Below are 20023 nucleotides of genomic sequence, written 5' to 3'. Positions count from 1 at the left end.
TAGAGAGTACAGATTTTAACCATACTCTCTAAAAATACTTTTTTATTAAACTAATCCATTGTACCCACTTGCTTATTAATATCACCATCAGATGTTACATTTGTTCCTTGACCACCACCACCTTCATCGTTAACCCAACCAAACCCTGGAACATATACTTGTCCTTTGTTATTTTTTTCTCCTCCCTTAGGACTTGATTCTTTCTGTGGTTTTACTGCTTTTTCAGGATAAGTAGGTACTTTATTTTTATTTGTTATATCATCTGTAGTCTTAGGTTTTTCCTTTGGTGGTTCTGGTTTTTTAGGTACTGTTTCAGTATTACTACTTACAACATTATTTTGAGAGGATTTTTCTGTACTATCAGCAGCATTAATAACTGGTACTTTAGCTTTTTCTTCATTTTCTGTTTTTATTTCCTCTACCTTAACTTCATCTACCTTATTAATATCTGATAAGACTTTATCCTCTTTATTTTTAGGTGTTTTATTTACATAACTTATTAAGCCTGCTCCAAGAGCTATAGCTAAAACAACAAGAAGTGTTACAGTTAAATTTTTCTTTACATTAAAATTAAGTTTTTTCATCCACATTCACTCCCTTAATTTTTTTCAACATAACGGGTTTTTCTGCCCTTGTTAAAAAATAAACACACTTTTTGTATTTTGTCCAGATGTTTTTTTATTTTTTTATTTTTACTTATTCACACGTTGTCCACATCCTCTCTTGTGGATATGTGATTAACTTTAGAACTTAGAAGTATACCCTGCATTGACCTTTAAATTTATTTGTAGTGGTGGCAGCTTATCCCATCCAAAAGATAAAGGTACTTCAATATGGATAGTAGCTTGAGCTTGAAATTTATTTGAAGTATTAGGATTTAACGGTGCTAATGGTGTATTTATAATATTTATTTTAAGATCTGAAAGCTTATATTCTGTCTCTTTTCCCGTAAATTTAATGTGATATACACCATTTTTCTCTAAACCTAAAAGATTATCAAGATAAGTAAATATATCTCCTGTATCTACTTTACTCTCCCATAAATTAGCTTGGTTTAGATTATAGCCTCCACTATATCCTTCACGTAGCCCATTATATACATCATCATAATTTTGAGCCGCCACAGCTATTACAGAAGTTTGAAGTGCATCCCTTACTCCCTTTGCTATAATTTGAAGCCTCATGTATTCTGATACTGCACTAAATATTATTATCAGTGATAAAACTATTGCACAAGCAAGAGGAAGAGCATTTCCTTTTTTCTCCTTCAATATCCTTCTTATGTTTTTTACTTCCAATACACTTCACTCCTCCCCGTAGCTTTAGATTTAAGTTCAATAGGAAAAGAGCCAAAACTAAAGAAACCTATATCCACCGTTTTAGTAACTGCTACAGTAATTTCATCATTTAGCTGTACTTTATTTGTTCCACTAATGTAATTTGCCTGCCATGATATAGCAGGACTTATTCCTGTTTGATCTTTTAAACTTTCTACCTTCGCACTTACTTCCGTACCTACTCTTCCTGAAATTTCTGCGGTTCTCATAATTTCATTGGCATAAGTATTTAATTGATTTTTTGCCACAAATACAGGAAATATTTTTACTACAAAAGCAATAACCATCATAGCTGCAATTATAATAACTACAGTATCAATATATCCTTCGCCTTTCTTTTCTTTTAAAAGTTTAATCACTGTACCACCTCCTAGAACAATTGCCCCATGGTTTTCATTATTTGAATCCCCATTACAACAAGATACATTAGTACAAAGCACATAAGCATTGCAAAGGAATATTTTCTTATTTTTGATGGCTGTTTTGCTGCTAGTGTTTTAAGTCTTTGAAGTTCTAATTGCTTTAAATCATGGGATAACATCTGAAAATATACCACTCCATCATCACCACGAAGTACGCTTATAAGCCCTCTTACGACCTCTGAAAGTGTTGAACTTCCAAGTCTTGTTTCAAACCTTGTAAGTGCTCCCTCAAAGCTTCCTGATTTCATATCTGCAACAGTTATTTCAAGTTCTCTTTTCATGGCTTTTCCTGCATTTTGCTTATAATTTTCAAGAATAGACAGTATATCTCTGCTTGCTTTAAGCTCTTGAGTTAGAGTAGCAGTAAATCTTGGAAGTTCATATTCTATTTCCTCTCTTTGATTTTTAACCTTATCCTCAGCCACCTTAATTTCTTTAAAATATATTGCTATAGCTAAAAATAAGATTACTGGAGTTATTATTGGTAAAATAAATAAAGCAGGAATAATACTAAATAGTACTAAACCTGCTTTAACATAAGCTTTTGCAATGTAGGTTTCTGGAGTTAAATTTATTTCTGCGGATTTTAAAATTGCTGTAAGTTTTCTTTTTTTATACTCATTAAGCTTTATAATTTTTGATAGCTTAGTTGATAGCTGTAATATATATAGTTCCGAATTGTGTGTCTTTTTCTTTTCTCTCCTGCTTATGCTTATTACTGCCTTTGAAGCTTTTAAACTAGGGAGTTTTAATAAATCTGCCATTAGCATGTATACTCCAAAGGAAAATAGACAGGAAAATATAAATAGTATTGTTAACATATATTAATTTCACCTCACACAAAAACACGCAAAGCTTTTGCCTTGCGTGTTCCAATTATTTTACATTACCTTAATTCAATATGAATTTCTTTTCCTAATCCTTTTGCAAGCTTGCTAAGAAAGTCTAAAGAGGGATTGTAGTTTCCACTTTCAAGCCTGCTAATATTTGATTTTTGAGTTCCTATACGGTAAGCTAATTCTTCCTGAGTTAGGTTTAGCTCTCTTCTTGCTTTTATTACTTCTGAAATAAGCTCATAGCGTGGTTTTAGTTTTTCATACTCATCTTTGAACTCATTATCCTTCATAAGTTCTTCTTTAATTACTGAAAAATCAACACTTGCTTTACTCATCTTCACACCTCTTTTCAAAATCTTCTTTATACCTTTTTGCTTTTTCAAGCTCTAGCTTTGGCGTTTTATCTGTTTTTTTAAGAAATCCATTTAACAATACAAAAGTATCTCTATGATAAGTAAAATAAAATATTCTTGATGCATCTGATCCTAATTTTATTCTTAACTCATATATTCCTTTATATTGTTCCCCTTTAATGGGTTTTACATAAGGTTCTTTTAAATAAATGCCATGCTCCTTTAAAAGTTCTATTTCACTATATGCTTTTGCTCTCATTTTAGGTGAGAGTGATGATAAAAATTCCATTACAGGGATGTTACCATTTTCTCTTTGGTAGAATTCAACCTTCCAATCCACGTTTATATCTCCCTCTTTATAATATATGCATTTATTAATTATATGTTATCATATACGATAACTTTAGTCAATGTCTTATCTCTTATATTCCACTTGTTTAGTTAATTTAATTACTGCTGCTAATGATATAAATATGACAGTTATGCAAACTGCAAGTATTGCTTTCCCTATGCCAGTAAATAGTAGCGTTTCGTACCATTCCTTATTTAGAAAATACATTAGTGGAATATTTCCTATTAAAAGTATAGTCATAGTTATAAACTCTTTCATAGGTTCATAAAGAAGATAATCAAGTTCAGCTCCTACTATTCTCATATCTGAAAGCTTTGACACTATTGGTGTTAAGGTGGTTTTTAAGTTTTTATCCTCTTGGCAGGCTATTACTGCATCCACCCATTCTCTGAATACATCATTATCTATTTTGCTCCTAAGGTTTTCTAATGCTATTTTCATATTAGAATTTATAAGCTTGGTTTGAGTTAAAAAACCTTTAAATACATCTGATACTGGTGGATTTAAATAGGTTATATTTTCATCTACTGCGGTTATTATACTTTCACTTCGCATATAGGATGTGGTAATTACTGAAAGAGCTGTTTCAAGTTCAGCATTTAACTGCTTTTTAAAAAAGTTTGCTGTAAATTTTATATACCAAAAAGGTACAAGCGAAAAGCCTATAGAGAGCACTGGAACTAAAAAGAAGTTATTCATAGATACAGCTACAATAACTCCCATTACAAATAAGAAAAATGAAGCTACACATAGAGTATAAAACTTTTCTGTTTTTCCTGTAATCTTTAGTATTTCTTTAGTTTCTTCAAGAAGAAGCTTTATTCCTCTTGGCTTTTTCTTATTTGTAGCTTCTTTAACCTTTGTTTTAATAGTTTTTTTCTTGCCTTTAAATTTATTTGCTATAGCTTCAAAGAATTCAAAGGGTGACAAGGAAAGTAATATAAAACTCCCTGAAATTATTCCTAAGAAAGCTATTAATTTTAATAAGGTCATTTTTCTTCACCTTCTTCTACTACATTTTTAGAAAGCAAGCTTTCTAGTACACTTAATGGCATTCCATTTTCAAGAAGCCTTTTTTGAAGACTCTTTGATATATCCTTTACTTTTTCATAGTTACCTATTATTTTAACTTTTCCATTTTTTACTGTATTCTCTTTAATATGATAACGAAAAAGAGTGTGAATTTGCCTTTTACCATTAGGCAGTATTTCACACTCTGTAATTTCCATTACTTTTCTTGAATTATCTTCAAGCTTTTTAGTAAACAAAACTATTGGAAAAGCTTCTGTAACTAAAGAATATAAGGTGTCATCATTTATATCATATTTCATTTTACAAAGGGTCATCATACGAAAATAAGTAGCTTCACAGGAATTTGCATGGGTTGTAGTTATTACTGCATGTCCTGTTCTTGCTGCCTCTTGAGCTGCAAAGGATTCTTCTCCCTTCATTTCAGCTACACATATATAGTCAGGGTTAAAGGTTAAAGCACTTTCAAGGAGTTTTTCTTGATCTATATTTTGCTTTTTATCTTCACTATATCTTGTTACTGTATGAACTATATTGTTTATTACCTTTCCTTCTTCATCTGTTTTCACAAGGTCAAACTCTCTTGTTCCATTTTCTATGGTAAATATTCTTTTATCATCTGGAATTGTAGATAAAAGCCAGCTCATTAAGGTAGTTTTACCTGAAGACGTTGCTCCTGTTACACACATACTTATGCCATATCTTAAGCATATACTTAAAAAATCCAGCATTTCTTCTGTAGCTGTGCCATTTTTAATAAAGTTCTCTTTAGCTAATTTTTGAGGATTTACAATACGGATAGAAGCTGAAATTCCTTTATCATCATCTATAACACCAGTACCAAATACAGTTATTCTTATTTTATTTGATAAATGTCCTCTTACTATGGGCTGAGAGTTATCTAAAATCATTCCCGACTTATGAAGCAGTCTTCTTATTACATCTATAGCATGTTCAGGTGAATTGAATTTCTCCTTTGTAGGCAGAATTTCTCCGTTAGTATAAGTTATTTTAATATCTTTCCACTGATTTATATTGATTTCTTCTACATCTTTTCTAAATAAATACCTTGTTAAGAATGAAAACTCTGCCATTTCTGAATAAAGTTTTTCTACAAGTTCATCAAAACTTAATCCTTCTACCCCTAAGGAATAGTCCATAATATATTTTGAAATATAGGATTTTATTTGCTCCTTCTGCTCATTTGGATTATCTGAAATAAGATTTGAATATTTATTTGAAATATGTTCCTGTACATCCTGTAGTATGTCTGGGAATTCTTTTAAGTTTTTCCCTGTATTGAAAAACAAAGCTGCATTATTCACTACTTAGTTCCTCCCTTCCCAAAGACAAAAGCTTTTTTAAATAAGGAAATCTCTTTTATTTTTGATTTAATTTCTACAGCATTCTTTTTTGAAATTGAGTTTTTAGTATTCTCTTTTTCATCTATAAGATAATTACTTAAAGCTCTTATAGTATTTTCATATTCTAAGCTATTCTTATCCTTTAGATGGTTAAAAAGTGATGCTGATAAAAATTGATTTTCTATTTCTTCTGTATAGGGCAGCTCATATTTTATTCCTCTATACATTTCTATTATCTGATCCTTTGGTTCCTTCTCCTTTACCTTTGATAAAACCTTAATATGCTTATTTACATTAAATCTTCTATCTACAAGCAGTGGCAAATAAGAAGCGAAGTAGGATATTGCCTTTAAATTACTGCTGCAAAGCCTTACTACATTATCTGCCATTTCAAGTGCTACTGCTGATAAGGTATCATAGGCAAAAACACTTGAACAATCTATAATAACATAATCTGCAATATGCCTTAGAAGTATTAAAAAATCTACTGCTCTTTCCTTTGAATAAGAAGCATAAGTAAATATATTTTCTCCTTGAGAATATCCTAGGAGACTTATATAAGGATTTTTTTCTAAGGTAATGCATTTTGATAAAATATCTTCCTGAGTTATTTCTGGAGCTGATAATATGATACCTAAAGATTTATTTTCTTCTTTTGCATAGGGTAATATTGTCATAATGCTTGGTGAAAGCACATCACAAAACACCACTATAACATTTTTCTTTTTTGTAGAAAGTTCTCTAGCAAGTTTAATGCTTACAGTAGTTTTTCCTGCATCAGGATTTCCCCAAAGAGCAATTATTTTATTATTGTTCATTTGTACTTGCCCCCTGACTTACTGAGTTATCTGTATTACTCATATTTCCTGTGCTACTATCTTTATTATCATTTATAAGCTTCTTTTGCTCATCTAAGAATTTTTGAGAATTTTCCTCTGAACCTCTATATATTAAGGACACATGGATTTTACTTTTTTGCTCAAGATCTGCAAGTAGTTTTGCTTGAGTTCTATTTACTAAAAGAGTTATAGTAGATGGCAATTCCTGTTCCTTATCTTTTTCATTTGTTTGCTTTTCATTATAAACCCTATCTGCTCCTTCGCTAGTAGTTACTGCAAGGACTCTTACATATTGAAGCTCTTTCGGTATAACAGTTTCTCTAAACTCACCATAATCTGATGCAATTATAGAAATAATATCTCCTGTTTGAAGTTTTCCTGAAAGCCCTGCAGCAAAGCTTTTTATACTTATTGATATCGCCTGATTATTACCATCAAGGCTATATAGATATTTATTTTCTGCTAAGGGACTATTTGAAATCTTGCTACTTAAAATATAATCTCCTTTACTTAAATCTGCTGTAGCATATTTACCTACAACACTATCTTTATCTATTAATACATTCTTTGGCAGATTATATCCACCTATTTCAACGGTTTCAATCTTATCAGAGCTTATAATTTCTCCCTTAGAAATATCTTTACTTATCCTCACTATTTTAACCTTTGACTGTAGTGCATTATTGTATAATGGTGTTATACCAAAGCATATAATAAGAGATAAAACTATAGCTGAAAGTCCTATTACCGTTCTGTTTTTTAATAAATTTTTCATTCAAAAATTCCTCCTCAAAATAATAAATATGTTAAAAAGCACCCTACCGAAAGATAAGGTGCTAATGGAAAGGATATGTTATTATCCTTCTTTTTAATTTTGTAATAAACTTTATTTACTGTTATAGCAATGATAAGCCCTAAAAAGCTTCCAAAAAGCCCTCCTTTCACTCCAAGAAAAAATCCATTAGCTCCCATAAACTTAGCATCACCGCCACCTATACCTCCACCTTTTATTAAAGCTGTAATAAAAAATGGCATTGGGACAAATAATAAGCCTATTATTGAATTTAAACTGTCTAAATTGATTAATGCTACAATAATTATTAATATATGGACTTTGTCTGGAATAGTTTTAGTCTTTATATCACAAAAACTTGCATAGGCTAAAATTAAGACATACAAGATACCCTTAATAACAAATATATCCATCCCTAACTTTTCACCTTTCTTTCAGTCAAAATTAAAGCACCCTTCATTTAATTAAGTAAATGTTAGGTGCCTATATTCCATTCTTCCAAATATTTGTATCTATAAACCTTTTGAGATTTATGAAATCTTACCATAAATTTTATCTGATCCACTACTGAAATATTAGTCTTATCTTTTGTAAGCATCATGACTGAGCCTGCAATTGAAGATAGAAGAAACACCACACAAAATGCGGTGTTCCTTGTTATTAAATATATTACTGCATCAATTATTGATGCAATGAACGTAGCTCCTATAGATTTTAAAAGTTCTTCCTTGCCAAAACCTTCAAAAATTTCTGTTCTTGTTTTAAGTCCCAGTGGTATATATAAAGTTTCTTTTTCAAATTGCTCCATTGTTATCCTCCATTCTTATTTAGTTTTTACCATTTTTCTTTTTTCCTCTATATAATCAATTATAAGTTTGTCCATTTGTCTGCTTATATCTAAAATTTCCTCCGTAAGACTTTCATCATCTATAGAGGCACATATTTCATTTAAAACAATTCTTAGATTTTCTATTTCATTATTTATATGTTCTATGCTTTTTTTCATAATCCCCACCCACATTTTCCATAATAATATTATATTGAGATATTATACCATATGTTTTATCATTTGTAGACTATAGTCCGTGGACTTCTTGTCGCTTTTTTTTGACAATTATATAGAAGGGGATGATTTTAATGCTTTTAGAAGAAGCTTTAGCCATTGTTTTAAAGGAATATAGAACTGAAAAAAATCTTTCTCAAGAAGAATTAGCAGATAAATGTGATTTAGACAGAACCTATATTAGCCTTTTAGAAAGAGGAAAAAGAAAGCCTACTCTTAGTGTTATTTTTAATATTTGTAACAGTTTAAAGGTTAAACCTAGTGTGTTTATTGCTAAAATTGAAATACTCCTTAAAGATAAAATTTAGCTATAATAGTTCATTATTAATTCTTTAATTTGCCATATACACTCAGCTATTATATAAAAAATCGCTGTGTTTTTTGCTCTCTTCTTATACATAGAGCTTTCTTCCTCAGATGCTCCCATACGAATAATACAATAAATTACCCTAAGTACTGCCCCTGCTCTTATTAATACCATAAAAGCATCTGCCATTTCTTTTACTAAATCCATTACTTAAAAGCTCCTTTCGCTATCTGTACAAGTCTTACAGATTGATATATATTTCCCATTAATCCAGAGCCTTGACCACCAGATACGATAATAAATTCTTGAAGGAATCTTGGTGTTTTTATGGCAAGCATTAGGGCTGCTATTCCCCAAAACACATGAGTATTAAGCATTAGTGCTACTCCTACCTTTGCAAGCACTATCTGAACCATTACAGCTAAAGTTGATTGAAAAAACTTTTGTATATAGGTTCTAAATACTCCTTTATCTGCATCTAAAATACCTACACAAGCTAAGGGAAGTCCTATCCTTAGTATTAATATTTCCATACCTCTCATTAAAAACTGTAAGTATAAAAGAAAGAAACATATGAAAAATATCAAGGATATTATAGCTGTAAATAGTCCTGCACTTGATATTCCTGTTATTACTGCTGAAAAATCTGTTGTCATTCCCCTACTTATTAAATTTATTACCTTATCTGTTAAATCTTCAACTATTGTTGCAAGCCAAAGATATAGTGTAGGAAAACTTACTGCTATTGCCAACGCTTTAAAAAATCCAGTAAGAAATACTAAGGGATCTGCGTCTGCATCACCTTCTGTCCAAAGCACATACTGCTCAAAGCCTTTCTTTAGAAATTTAAGCACTATAAGAGATATACCAAAAGCCAAAAATATATTAAACACTTCCGTAAATCCATTTGTACCAATTAGAGTATCCATATATTTTTCTGCATGAAGAGCTATCGAGACAAGATCATTTAAAAGAGAATTTACATATGCAAGGCAGCCACTTAATATCCCTGCAATTAGCATTACAAGTAATGCCTCCAACATCATCACCTCCAAGTTTAAAGGGCTTGAAGTTTAAACTTGCAAGCCCTTTAAACGATTTTATTAGCCTTTAAAATTAAACATATCCTTTATTCTTTGAGTTAATGTTGGTAAAACTGTATCTTTAAATAATAGATATAATCCACCAAGTACAAGTGCTCCTATTACTACTGACATTAGAATCTTTACTGCGGTATCAACAAAGCCCTCACCGCTTTTACTTGTGAGAGCTTCTTTTACTGAATTCACCTTATTCATTGTTTTTAATTGCATCATTAATGCTAAATTTCTCATTAATAAATCCCTCCACTTTTTATATTTTCTTTTACTTTTTTATAACTTTTTAACCTTTGAAATTGAACATATCCTTTATTCTTTGAGTTAATGTAGGGAGAACTGTGTCCTTAAATAATAGATATAGTCCTCCAAGAACTAATGCTCCTATTACTACTGACATAAGTATTTTTACTGCCGTATCAACAAAGCCCTCACCGCTTTTAATCTTTAAAGCTTCTTTTACTAAATTCATCTTACTCATTGCTTTTAATTGCATCATTAATACTAAATTTTTCATTAATAAATACCTCCAATTTTTTTAAAATTATTTGTAATATCCAATTATTAAATTTAATGTGGCTGAAGCTATAACTGCACCTATGCAAGAAACTATAGCAACTACAATTCTGTTGTTCCACTTCTTCTGATCCATATCATCGGCAGCACTACGTCTTATAAAAAAGTATATTATAAGCACTCCTGCTACTACTGGAGCAAATATCATAAGCCAAGTTGTTATGTCATTTATAAGTTTTTCTGTACCTTTTACAAGTTTGCTATTTTGTACATTATCATCAGCATAGACTGTATAGCTACTCATAAATAAGGCGTATAAAGTTAAAATTACTACCCAAGCCTTTTCTTTTACTTTCTTTAATAAATTCTTAATCTTCATCGCTGTATAGTTCTCCTTTCTTTTCGCTTTCTTCATAAAAATATCCTGATTGGATTTTAGAAACCTGCATACGCATATCTCTTACTGATTGCTTTATTAATCCCATTTCCTCCTTTGCAGCATAGTAAAGCCATATTCCCCATAAGTCCATATCAGACATAGTTATGTTTCTTGATTTTCTTCTGTTTTGCCTTAGCTCCCTTACTTTTCTGTTATGTTCTTTATCTCCAAGTCCAAACATTTTATTAAACTCCCAAGCTGATAAATCTGGTGAATACATAATTGCAGGGTTATTTCTTGAAGTAATTAAGCTGTAAGGTCTTGATATTAGCCTTATTTCATCTGCTGCAAGTAGTGCTCTATGGGTTAGATTAATACTTTGAGAGCTGGATGGAGTAGAAAATTTTGCTTGAGATGCACTTAAAGAATAAGTAGATACTGTATAATTCCCAAGCTTTTTTGATATTTCCTCAAGAGTGTCAATATCGTCTGCCTGAAGATAAATCCAGTTTTCACAATTGCCTTTTATGGTCTTTGCCACCTCCTTTCCATACTTGTCATCAAGCTGTGCAAAACTCTGTAGAAATAAATTAAACCTGATTCCTCTGCCACCACCAACGGTTAGCTTATTAGAGAAATCAGGTATTGTAGCAAAATTTCCAAATTCATCAAGTAGAAAATTTACTCTGTTTTTTAGTCTTCCACCTCTTTCATCTGCACTTTTTACAAGTTCAATATAATGCTGTGATACAAATAAACTTGCCAAGGTATAGTAAGTTGTTTTTTCATCTGGAAGTATTATAAATATAGCTCTCTTTTTACTGCCTGTTTCCTTAGGATTATAGTCACTTACATTAGTCATGGAATTGATTAAAGGATTAGTAAATAATCTTAGAGTTGTAAGAGCTGCAGTATAGAAACTTCCTCTAGTTTTACTTGGTGCTACTTCTGAAATGGCAAGTAAAGCTTTAGCAGGATGGGAAGGATTTAGCTTTTTAACATATTCTATTATTGGCATAGTATTACCAGTAGACTTGCACATCTCACTAATAAAGTAGTAAACATTAGTCATATTCTGATATTTTCTATTATTTCCATCTTTGTTGTCATAAACCACACTCATAATAGCACTTGCAATTATAGAAGCTTCACCATCTGTCCATATTCTCTCACCCTTTGGTTCTCCTACAAGCTGTGAGGTTAAATCCCAAGTTGCATCAATAGCTTTAGCAACATCATTGTTATCTACTGCATCGATTATAGGCTGCAGGAAATTATACCTACTACTCTTTTCAGGATTTTTAAAATCTATAGCTATAACTTCATAGCCTAACCTTTCTAAAAAAGGATAGGTATATGCATACAATTCTCCCTTAGGATCACTTAATATCATACTTTCCCCTGCAAGTGCTATTGTACCTATGCTTTCAAGTACCACCGTTCTCGTTTTACCTGAACGTGTAGCGCCAATACAAAGGCTATGAACATCTTCTCCTATAAAATAAATCTTTTCACTTCCCTTATGCTTTTTACAACCTAAAACTATCCCTCCCTGCGGTAAAAGAGCTTTGGTAAATTCACCTGAACATTTTGAGGTTTCATCTTTGGATTCTCCTTGAATATTTCCTTTTTCTCCTTCCATGGTAAATTGCTCTTTCCTCTCTGAGCATTTCTCTTGCTTCTTTTCCTCTTCATCTTCTCTTTCATTCCATCCTTTCTTCATTTCTTTTAGATCATCATATCCTTGTTCTATTAATGCCTTTACCCTGTTGTCATTTGGATTTAGAATAAAGTTATTAAAAGCTGAATCCTTCTCTTTTTCTGTAAGCCACTCAGCAGAACCAAATTGCTTTTGACCTGCTGGCACTGGTGTTGAAATTTTAGGAGTTATCTCCCTTAACTCACTCTGATACGGCTTATCATTGGCAAAATAATAAAATATTGAAAATAGAATATTAAATCCATTAAGGCATAAAAAAAGCATCAAGTGCTGTTTACTTGACGCTATACTCTGGATACAAGTTATTAAGTTTGGAATTTTTAGTATTGTCATTTGCTTTGAAAGCAGCTGATGAACTATAGTTGAAAAATAAATGTTTAGAAAAAGCCCACTCAATAGGATGAGCAGACTTATAATAAGCTTTTTGGTTTTATATTTCATTGGGCAATTCTCCTTTGTTAATTGAATTTTGTGGATAAAAATAAGACCTACAATTAGATAGATCTTGTTCTTATGTATAATTATTTTAATTCTTTAATACTATTATCTATTAAATAAACTAATTTAGGATCTATTACTATATATTCTTTGGGAACACTAACAATTTGTTCATTATCGCATATTAGTCCATAATCCTTCATAATCTTAATATATGAATTTGCAGACTGTGTACTAAATTTAAATTCTGATACTAAATCACTGCTTTTAAATGTCGTTTTTCCAACTTTAAGTATTTTCTTAACGATGCTTACAATGTCTTCTTTAGTTCCAATTTTGGAAGGGAATACTGAGTAATAATCATATTGTCTACAATATTTAATTTCTGCTTTATGAATATTATCCATCTGAAACACTTTACTTTGAGGATTACTTATTGATTGTTCATCATAAATAGCTGAAAATAAACGTATTAAATCTCTTGGTGACTTATTTACTAAATATATTAGATCTTCTAAGCACTCTTCCTTTTCTAACAAGTTTTTATAATCATAAGGCTTATTAATAGCAAAGTGTGCCAATCTTTTTTGCAATATATTAATTGTATCCTCGTTATTCCAAGATACATCAATAGGTTTAAATTTATCAAACCGTATCCCATCTTCATTTAGCTTTCTTTTTATGTCATTCCATATACTAAATACTAATGATAATTCTTTCGTATATAATAAGTCCGTATCCTTTAACATTTGCACAGTGAAATCTACAATATTATTTATTTTTCCACCTAGCGCTTTAAATTCATCAATTCTATCAAAAAATATTACTGTATTTTTAAACCCAAGTTTTTTTATAATAAAAATTAACTCTAGTAACATATCTTTTAGTAACTTATAATTTGATAAAAAATACTCTTCCTTTTGTTTTTTATTAATTTCTTCTAACTTTAAGTCAGGTATGTATTTCTTATAAAAATCCAAATTCCCAGTTTTAGGCAGATTGAAGCTTTTACACACGAGATCAGAAGTTATTTCTATTCCTGATGATATCGCAATATTTATTGGTTTATTTAAAATAGTGTTAAATATATTTTTTATTGTATTTTTAGCCTTTACCTTTGATATCTTATTAAATGAATCTTCATATTCTCGTCTACTCATGCTATTATAGAAATCTCTAATAAATATAGCTAATTTTTCTTTGTCATACTTGTCCAATTTCTTAATTAGAAATGAATTTTTTGAAAGTACAACAACTAGTTTTTTTAACAATTCCTGTATCATCAAATATATCATGTGTTTATCATTATTTTTTAGTGGAATATCATCATAATTTTGAATTATTATTGCAAATATATTATTTTTTTCTAGTTCTTTTTTTAGTTCTATTATTAATGCTGATTTTCCGCTTCCTCTGTCGCCAAATATAAACCTACTAGCTCCATTACTTAAGTCATTTATTAAAGTGTCGAAATACCTAGGTTTAATATATATATCAGATAAATAATCAATTTCTTCTTCTGCTGAAAATCTCGAAAAAGGATTCTCACTAAATCCTAAACTTTGATATAACTCCCCCATATATCTTACTCCTTTTGGATATAACCAAAATATCATTAATTTACATATTACAATTATAGTATTTTTTTGCTTTAGTTACAAGAACAACCCTTTTTCGATCTCAAATTTCTTTTTCCCAATCTAATCCTCTTCCTTTGCTTTCCTCAATTGCTCTTTCCTTCTTTGCTTGACCCTCAAGTGTAGTTAAAGGTAAAAGATAATTATAATTATTAGTATTATCTTTACAAATCATTTCAATTGCTGTCAATAGCAATTCCCTCCTTGCTTCAAGCTGCTTTTTATCCGCCTTCTGTTTATTTAATTCAAAAGCTTTAAGAAGTGCATCTTTTGTAAATTGTTCTGGTGGATATAATTTGCTATTCCTGAACTTCTTTCCATCAGGAATCGTAAAAGTTATATATTTTCTTTCATCTATCCAATCAACTTTATAGCCAAGCTTATTTATATTTTCTATAAACTCATCCTTACTTCTGCTACACCATTTACAATACTTTACAGCAAGATACAACTCATATTTCCAACTTTGCTTTTTATCAGTTGACCTATATTCCCCCCTATTTTTGTGCTTTCCTTTTTCTCCATCAACAACAATAAGCTCATATTCTTTGCATAACTCATCTGAATATTCCTTAAGACTTTCTAATTGTTCCTTAGATAGCTGCCACTTACATCCTTTTGAAAAACCAACTGAATTTACAATAAAATGAGTATGAAGATGTTCTTTATCTGTATGAGTTGCATATATTACCTGAAAATCATTAAATACTTCATGTTCCAAAAGCTTTTTACCTATTTCATTTATAATTTCCGGTGTAGCTTTATCATTGGGAGAAAAGGATTGAATAAAATGTATAAACTGTCTCCCCTTTTCTTTATTAAAATTCTGCTTAATCATAACAAACTCTTCATAAGCTGTATCTGATGAACAATCTTTTCCTCCAGTTAAATGTTCTGATGTCTTTAGAGGATTCTTTATATAATTTATAGCTCTTTTCATACCTTTATAGGTATTATTTGATGCATTTATAAACTCTATTACCGCCATAAATTCACCACACTTTATATAAATTGAAGTAAAATAAAAACACATATTATTTTAAAATAACAAATGTTCTTATAATTTTAATACCTTATAGAATGCACAATTTAATTTCGATGAATTGAAATTTGTAATCTAAATACTATGACCATTCTATTTCTTTCATTTGCATTCAGATAATAACTTAAATAGGTAATCTTTGCGTACTTGAGATATGTTAATTTTTTCAAGGTCGTTCTTCAAACTTTTTACAACTTCTTTTTTTGTGATGGAATCATTATCAGAAAGAAATAGATTATAATCTTTAAGGTGCTTATTTTTTCTCTCGTAATCAATATCCTTTTTTGATAGTATATCAGGAACTAAATTTTTACATATTACCACATATTCTCTTGCAGAACGTGCTAAACTTAAAGCTCCCCATCTACTTGGAACTAAGGTATTTATTAACGGAAATTCTTTTCGTGCGTAATTGACGTTATTTATAGTAATTGGGAGACAATAATTTTTATTTTCACTTACATTGTAAATGGCTAAATCTATCCAATCCGACAATCTAAAAATCGGTTTAATAAATAGAACATTTTCATTATTTATTAATAATGCAGAAGTTTCATCTGAAATTTCTAAATCTATATATCCGATTTTATTATATGTCATAGAATATTCTTCTATAAATCTACAAGCTACATCTATATCATCTGTGAATGAAAAAATAATTCTATTCTTATTTGCTTTATTCAACTTATGTGTAGGGATTATCTGACTGTATATTTCATTTAAAACACAAATATTACTGATAACATTTTGCCCCTTGGAAAAGACTCTTTTATGGCTATTTAGTATTTTTTCATTCATGGGCATGGCTCTATATAACCGCATCCAACAATCCTCCAATTATAAAAAATTTTAATGATAAATTCTGATTTATACATTTCATTGTCTACAAATATTCTACATAATTTATAAACAACTAGATAAATGTCTATTATTTTCAAATATCTTATTAGTTATACAAAATTATATTCCACTTCTATTAATTTCTCAATAATTCCAAGAACTTTATCTTATTTCCTAATTCCTATAAGTTTCTCCCATATCTCTTTCAACATCTTACTTACAGAATTTATATCAGGACAAGTTATCTTTCCTTGGTGGCAAAGCATAGTTAATTGATTAATATTTGTACCTACTTTAGAAAGTTGATGAGTAAAGTCTTTTATTCCATCAATAACCACAATATCTTTATTAAGTGCAGAAGCTATAACATAATTGCTAAATGTCATATTAGCTTTCTTAGCTTTCTTTTTTATTTGCTCTATTTCATCTTCTGTCATTCTAATATTAGTTTGAACATTTCTTTTTCTCATACCATCCCTTCTTTCTAAGTGACTTTTAAAGGGGCTTGGGGATTTCCCCATTCTTAACAAGCTATTGGCTATACCAATAGGAAGCTTGCCTTCACCTCAAACCCATGGTTTTCGCTCAGTCTTCTTGGATATTGAAAAAAGAACTCTTTACCTTTCTAAATACTCATATCCTCAAACTCATTTGAGTAATCGCTACTTCCATACATAGCTTCATTTTCACTTATTTTTGTTGCCTTTGACTCCTTAATTAATTCTATTAAATCTTCATTAAAATCCTTTCCTTTAGGTTTATGCCTTACAATTTCATAGCTATATTTATATTTATTAAAAATTTGATTACATGCAAAATGCCCTGCCTCATCATTATCAAGGCAGAGCATTATTTTATTTATATCAGGATTTTCTTTTAAGTAGTATTCAAGAGCCTTATCCCCAACTCCTCCAAGAGAAATACAGTGATTATCAAAGCTTCGTATATTATGTTTTTTTATCAATGTAAGATAGCTCATTAAATCTATAGGAGCTTCAAATATACATACTGCACTATTCTTTCCTTCCTTACAAAATGGATAGGTTTTATCTGAGTTTTTTACATCACATCTAAAAGAATTACCTGTAGTATTAGTACTTCTTATACTTGCATATTTAGGATTGTTTTCCTTATCAAAGCCTACAAATACGCAGCTACCATGTGCATTTTCATATAGCTTATGTTCTTTAACAAAATCTCTTACAATTTCACTATCAATGCCCCTTGAATTAATAAGATAGGCAAAGATATGTTTAAATGTAGTATTTTTTTCTGGAAGAATAAATTCTCCTTTTGTTTCTTCTTCAATAACTTCTGGAGGTTTATATCGTACAATTTCATCTGTTTTTCCTATTAGAGTTTTTACTGCATCTACCCAGGACTTATTCTCCATTTCCATTACAAACTGAATAGCTCCACCACCTTTATTCTGAGAAAACCAATTCCATTTATGGCCATCACTATGAATATATAAACCTCCATAGCCATCTATTTTAAAGGAACGAGAAGTAACTTGCTTTACTGGATATCCTGCACTTAAGGCATAGCTTATTATATTTACACTATCAGCTTTAGATATTTCTTCATCAGTAAATCTTAGTTTTTCCATTGCCATGGACTATTCCCTCCTATAAATAAAGTTAAAGCTCCAATTCCTCGTCTAACTGAGAATTGAAGCTTTGATTTTCTTCTAATATATTTTTATTTTCTATTTTTATTGGTTCATAGCTAGCTAATTCATTTATAGCTTGTGGCATATAACCTTTTTCAGCCATAGAACAAAAATTCACTCCTGCAACTATTATATGATCATGTATTTTTATATCTAAGGGATAAAATATATTTACAAGCTTTTGTGTTAATGCTTTATCCGCATTGGATGGAGAATTAGAACCTCCTGGATGATTATGTGCTAATATCATTGCTTTGCAGTCACAAGCTAGAGCTTCTTTTAAAATGTCTCTTGGATAAATTACTGCTTGAGCTATATTCCCTTCTGACATTATTTTTGTCTGAATTATGTTGTTTCCATTATCTAAAAATGCCACCATAAATTTCTCTTTATCCTTTATACCGCTTAATAATGGAACAAAGTAATCAGCTGCTTCTTTGGGAGATGAAAACTTAATTTTATTTTCACTTTCATGTACTTTAAGTAGGTTGTAAGAAGCTATAAATTCATTAAGCAGTCCTATTTTTTGAAGTTGCCTTTCATTTGGTTCTATAACTTTTGGATGCTCTAATATATTAAAAGGATTATTTTCTTTTGCATATTCTTGAATTTTCTTTATAGGAATACCTGTCAAACTGGTTAAGCCTTTTAAAAAGTTATTAGTATAGGGCATATTCTTATCCATTTACACCGCACCTCCCATATTTTCTATAATCATCTCTAAGCTTTCTAATTTTTCATAAGTCTCATAAGGAAGCTCCATTTTGTCATAGTCTTTTAGGAAGTTATCTACTCCATAGTTTTCAATATAACCTGTTATTTTTTCTTCGGTGTCTATATCAAGTTCTAAAAGTTGTGCTATTAAAGAACTTATATATTTATAGTTATCTCTATTTATTCCTTTATTTTTATTCACTTACCTCACCCCATCTTTTTCAAAATCTTTTTTACATTTCCATTTCATCATATTCCTGTTCTTTTAACCCTTCATTTTCCTCACATTCCTTACTTAATGCATCTTCATCTACTATAACTTCATTGTCTTTTTTATTAAGATCCAGTAATGAGTTTAGCTCAAATTGTCTTGATAGCTTTTCTTTTAATGCTTCTTCATAAGGAAATGGTTTTTCATATTCTAGCTTTGACTGTTCTAAGTTTCTTTTATATTCCTCAATCTTTGTTTCTATATTCTCCATTTTGCTTTCAAGATTATTTAGTACATTTTCAATTCTAAGCATATTTCCATGAGCACTATCTCCAAGGTCTACCGTGTATTTTAAATTACCATGAATTAAGAGTTCATGCTTTTCATAGAAGAGATTTTTTCTAAGTTTTAATTCAAAACCTTTATAACTTCCTACATGAAGCTCCTCACCTTTAGGTATCTTCTCATAAAGACTCTGAAGCATTGTTCCTGCTTTTTCTCTTTCATCAAATAATTTACCATTTATAATTATTGAAAACTCCTTACCATCCTCCATATTTCTTTTATCAATATCCTTAATAACACATTCAAACTGGCTGTTAGCTTCACTAATAAGTTTTGGATATTTAAAAGTGAAATTATCTTGAAGGGTATATTTTTGACTATCATAGGCAGCTTTTAAAACTCTTAGTCTTGATACTTCATTATCAATATCCATCTTTTCCTTTATTAAGGGATTCCCAGTAGCTAAAGCTTTAACTTCTGCATAGGACAGTACTGTTTCATCTACATCTTCACAGTTTCTTGCAACAGATTTGGAAGTCATTATCTGCGATATGAACTTTTGTTTTTGCTCTACAATCTGCCAAAGGTATGAATCAAAAGTATCTTTGGTAACATACCTATAGATATTCACCTCAGGATTTATATTTCCTTGTCTTAAAATTCTCCCTTCACGCTGCTCTATATCAGTGGAACAGATTTAAAGAACAGTCATAGGTTATTCAATGCAACCTACGAATCTGTAATAGATACTAACGGTTTGAAGTCTCTCACCGTCAA

28 protein-coding genes are annotated in these 20023 nt (G+C 30.2%); 1 reads left to right on the top strand and 27 read right to left on the bottom strand.

Annotation, left to right across the window (positions count from 1 at the left end):
- Positions 1-50: 50 nt before the first annotated feature.
- The 13 genes from T514_RS0119110 to T514_RS0119050 all read right to left on the bottom strand — a co-directional run bounded on the left by T514_RS0119110 (position 51) and on the right by T514_RS0119050 (position 8331).
- On the bottom strand, positions 51-584 hold the full coding sequence (locus tag T514_RS0119110; RefSeq protein ID WP_027626224.1) for a DUF6550 family protein: 534 nt from the start codon (positions 582-584) through the stop codon (positions 51-53).
- Positions 585-743: 159 nt separating this feature from the next.
- Positions 744-1298 carry a hypothetical protein gene (locus T514_RS0119105; protein WP_027626223.1) on the bottom strand — a complete coding sequence of 185 codons (555 nt, stop codon included), beginning with the start codon at positions 1296-1298 and terminating at the stop codon, positions 744-746.
- On the bottom strand, positions 1289-1696 hold the full coding sequence (locus T514_RS0119100) for a DUF4320 family protein (RefSeq protein WP_027626222.1): 408 nt from the start codon (positions 1694-1696) through the stop codon (positions 1289-1291). The genes T514_RS0119105 and T514_RS0119100 overlap by 10 nt, the downstream gene beginning before the upstream one ends.
- Positions 1697-1707: 11 nt before the next feature.
- Positions 1708-2529: a secretion protein F gene (locus tag T514_RS0119095; protein ID WP_423219367.1), complete on the bottom strand. Its 822-nt coding sequence runs from the start codon at positions 2527-2529 to the stop codon at positions 1708-1710.
- Between the two features lie 116 nt (positions 2530-2645).
- Positions 2646-2930 (bottom strand): helix-turn-helix transcriptional regulator, encoded by a 285-nt coding sequence (locus tag T514_RS0119090; protein WP_027626220.1) that lies wholly within the window; start codon positions 2928-2930, stop codon positions 2646-2648.
- Positions 2923-3288: a type II toxin-antitoxin system RelE/ParE family toxin gene (locus tag T514_RS0119085; RefSeq protein ID WP_027626219.1), complete on the bottom strand. Its 366-nt coding sequence runs from the start codon at positions 3286-3288 to the stop codon at positions 2923-2925. The genes T514_RS0119090 and T514_RS0119085 overlap by 8 nt, the downstream gene beginning before the upstream one ends.
- Before the next feature lie 75 nt (positions 3289-3363).
- Entirely contained in the window at positions 3364-4293 is a 930-nt protein-coding gene (locus T514_RS0119080) for a membrane protein (protein ID WP_027626218.1), read from the bottom strand.
- Positions 4290-5654 (bottom strand): CpaF/VirB11 family protein, encoded by a 1365-nt coding sequence (locus T514_RS0119075; RefSeq protein ID WP_027626217.1) that lies wholly within the window; start codon positions 5652-5654, stop codon positions 4290-4292. Before T514_RS0119075 ends, T514_RS0119080 begins: the two co-directional genes overlap by 4 nt.
- Positions 5654-6511 carry an AAA family ATPase gene (locus tag T514_RS0119070; RefSeq protein WP_027626216.1) on the bottom strand — a complete coding sequence of 286 codons (858 nt, stop codon included), beginning with the start codon at positions 6509-6511 and terminating at the stop codon, positions 5654-5656. The genes T514_RS0119075 and T514_RS0119070 overlap by 1 nt, the downstream gene beginning before the upstream one ends.
- Positions 6501-7307, bottom strand: a complete 807-nt coding sequence (gene cpaB, locus T514_RS0119065; RefSeq protein ID WP_027626215.1) for a Flp pilus assembly protein CpaB — start codon at positions 7305-7307, stop codon at positions 6501-6503. Before cpaB ends, T514_RS0119070 begins: the two co-directional genes overlap by 11 nt.
- A gap of 14 nt (positions 7308-7321) precedes the next feature.
- Complete coding sequence (locus tag T514_RS0119060; RefSeq protein WP_027626214.1) at positions 7322-7738, bottom strand: prepilin peptidase; 417 nt, start codon at positions 7736-7738, stop codon at positions 7322-7324.
- A gap of 62 nt (positions 7739-7800) precedes the next feature.
- Positions 7801-8133, bottom strand: a complete 333-nt coding sequence (locus T514_RS0119055) for a hypothetical protein (RefSeq protein WP_027626213.1) — start codon at positions 8131-8133, stop codon at positions 7801-7803.
- Positions 8134-8148: 15 nt separating this feature from the next.
- Positions 8149-8331: a Spo0E family sporulation regulatory protein-aspartic acid phosphatase gene (locus T514_RS0119050; protein ID WP_027626212.1), complete on the bottom strand. Its 183-nt coding sequence runs from the start codon at positions 8329-8331 to the stop codon at positions 8149-8151.
- Between the two features lie 131 nt (positions 8332-8462).
- Here T514_RS0119050 and T514_RS0119045 point away from each other — a divergent pair, with 131 nt between their 5' ends.
- Complete coding sequence (locus T514_RS0119045; protein WP_027626211.1) at positions 8463-8696, top strand: helix-turn-helix domain-containing protein; 234 nt, start codon at positions 8463-8465, stop codon at positions 8694-8696.
- On the opposite strand, the gene T514_RS0119040 is transcribed toward T514_RS0119045, so the two are convergent.
- From T514_RS0119040 to T514_RS0118975, 14 genes are all read right to left on the bottom strand, one after another.
- Positions 8693-8902 carry a hypothetical protein gene (locus T514_RS0119040; RefSeq protein WP_027626210.1) on the bottom strand — a complete coding sequence of 70 codons (210 nt, stop codon included), beginning with the start codon at positions 8900-8902 and terminating at the stop codon, positions 8693-8695. The two genes, T514_RS0119045 and T514_RS0119040, sit on opposite strands and share 4 nt — an antisense overlap.
- Positions 8902-9735: a conjugal transfer protein TrbL family protein gene (locus T514_RS0119035; protein WP_027626209.1), complete on the bottom strand. Its 834-nt coding sequence runs from the start codon at positions 9733-9735 to the stop codon at positions 8902-8904. The genes T514_RS0119040 and T514_RS0119035 overlap by 1 nt, the downstream gene beginning before the upstream one ends.
- A gap of 63 nt (positions 9736-9798) precedes the next feature.
- Positions 9799-10029 (bottom strand): DUF6133 family protein, encoded by a 231-nt coding sequence (locus T514_RS0119030; RefSeq protein ID WP_027626208.1) that lies wholly within the window; start codon positions 10027-10029, stop codon positions 9799-9801.
- 49 nt (positions 10030-10078) lie between these two features.
- Positions 10079-10309, bottom strand: coding sequence for a DUF6133 family protein (locus T514_RS0119025; RefSeq protein ID WP_027626207.1), 231 nt, complete (start codon positions 10307-10309; stop codon positions 10079-10081).
- A gap of 27 nt (positions 10310-10336) precedes the next feature.
- The gene (locus T514_RS0119020; protein ID WP_027626206.1) at positions 10337-10687 is read right to left on the bottom strand and encodes an Mbov_0395 family pilin-like conjugal transfer protein; all 351 of its coding nucleotides are present in this window, start codon (positions 10685-10687) and stop codon (positions 10337-10339) included.
- Positions 10677-12848: a VirD4-like conjugal transfer protein, CD1115 family gene (locus T514_RS0119015; protein ID WP_027626205.1), complete on the bottom strand. Its 2172-nt coding sequence runs from the start codon at positions 12846-12848 to the stop codon at positions 10677-10679. Before T514_RS0119015 ends, T514_RS0119020 begins: the two co-directional genes overlap by 11 nt.
- A gap of 80 nt (positions 12849-12928) precedes the next feature.
- Positions 12929-14425: a P-loop ATPase, Sll1717 family gene (locus T514_RS0119010; RefSeq protein WP_016207434.1), complete on the bottom strand. Its 1497-nt coding sequence runs from the start codon at positions 14423-14425 to the stop codon at positions 12929-12931.
- A gap of 100 nt (positions 14426-14525) precedes the next feature.
- A complete protein-coding gene (locus T514_RS0119005) occupies positions 14526-15470 on the bottom strand; it encodes a relaxase/mobilization nuclease domain-containing protein (RefSeq protein ID WP_027626204.1) in 945 nt (314 codons plus the stop codon).
- Between the two features lie 156 nt (positions 15471-15626).
- Positions 15627-16346 (bottom strand): hypothetical protein, encoded by a 720-nt coding sequence (locus tag T514_RS0119000; RefSeq protein WP_027626203.1) that lies wholly within the window; start codon positions 16344-16346, stop codon positions 15627-15629.
- Between the two features lie 185 nt (positions 16347-16531).
- On the bottom strand, positions 16532-16834 hold the full coding sequence (locus T514_RS0118995; protein WP_027626202.1) for a plasmid mobilization protein: 303 nt from the start codon (positions 16832-16834) through the stop codon (positions 16532-16534).
- A 155-nt stretch (positions 16835-16989) separates the two neighbouring features.
- The gene (locus tag T514_RS0118990) at positions 16990-17979 is read right to left on the bottom strand and encodes a DUF3991 and toprim domain-containing protein (RefSeq protein ID WP_027626201.1); all 990 of its coding nucleotides are present in this window, start codon (positions 17977-17979) and stop codon (positions 16990-16992) included.
- Between the two features lie 25 nt (positions 17980-18004).
- Positions 18005-18721, bottom strand: a complete 717-nt coding sequence (locus T514_RS0118985) for a JAB domain-containing protein (protein ID WP_027626200.1) — start codon at positions 18719-18721, stop codon at positions 18005-18007.
- The gene (locus T514_RS0118980; protein WP_027626199.1) at positions 18722-18952 is read right to left on the bottom strand and encodes a hypothetical protein; all 231 of its coding nucleotides are present in this window, start codon (positions 18950-18952) and stop codon (positions 18722-18724) included.
- 31 nt (positions 18953-18983) lie between these two features.
- Positions 18984-19877, bottom strand: coding sequence for a hypothetical protein (locus T514_RS0118975; RefSeq protein WP_027626198.1), 894 nt, complete (start codon positions 19875-19877; stop codon positions 18984-18986).
- Positions 19878-20023: the final 146 nt, after the last annotated feature.

Origin of the sequence: Clostridium lundense DSM 17049 (genome assembly GCF_000619945.1) — a bacterium.
GTDB classification, from domain to species: domain Bacteria; phylum Bacillota; class Clostridia; order Clostridiales; family Clostridiaceae; genus Clostridium_AO; species Clostridium_AO lundense.
Note: the sequence above shows the minus strand (reverse complement) of the source record. Positions and strands in the feature narration are given on the sequence as shown.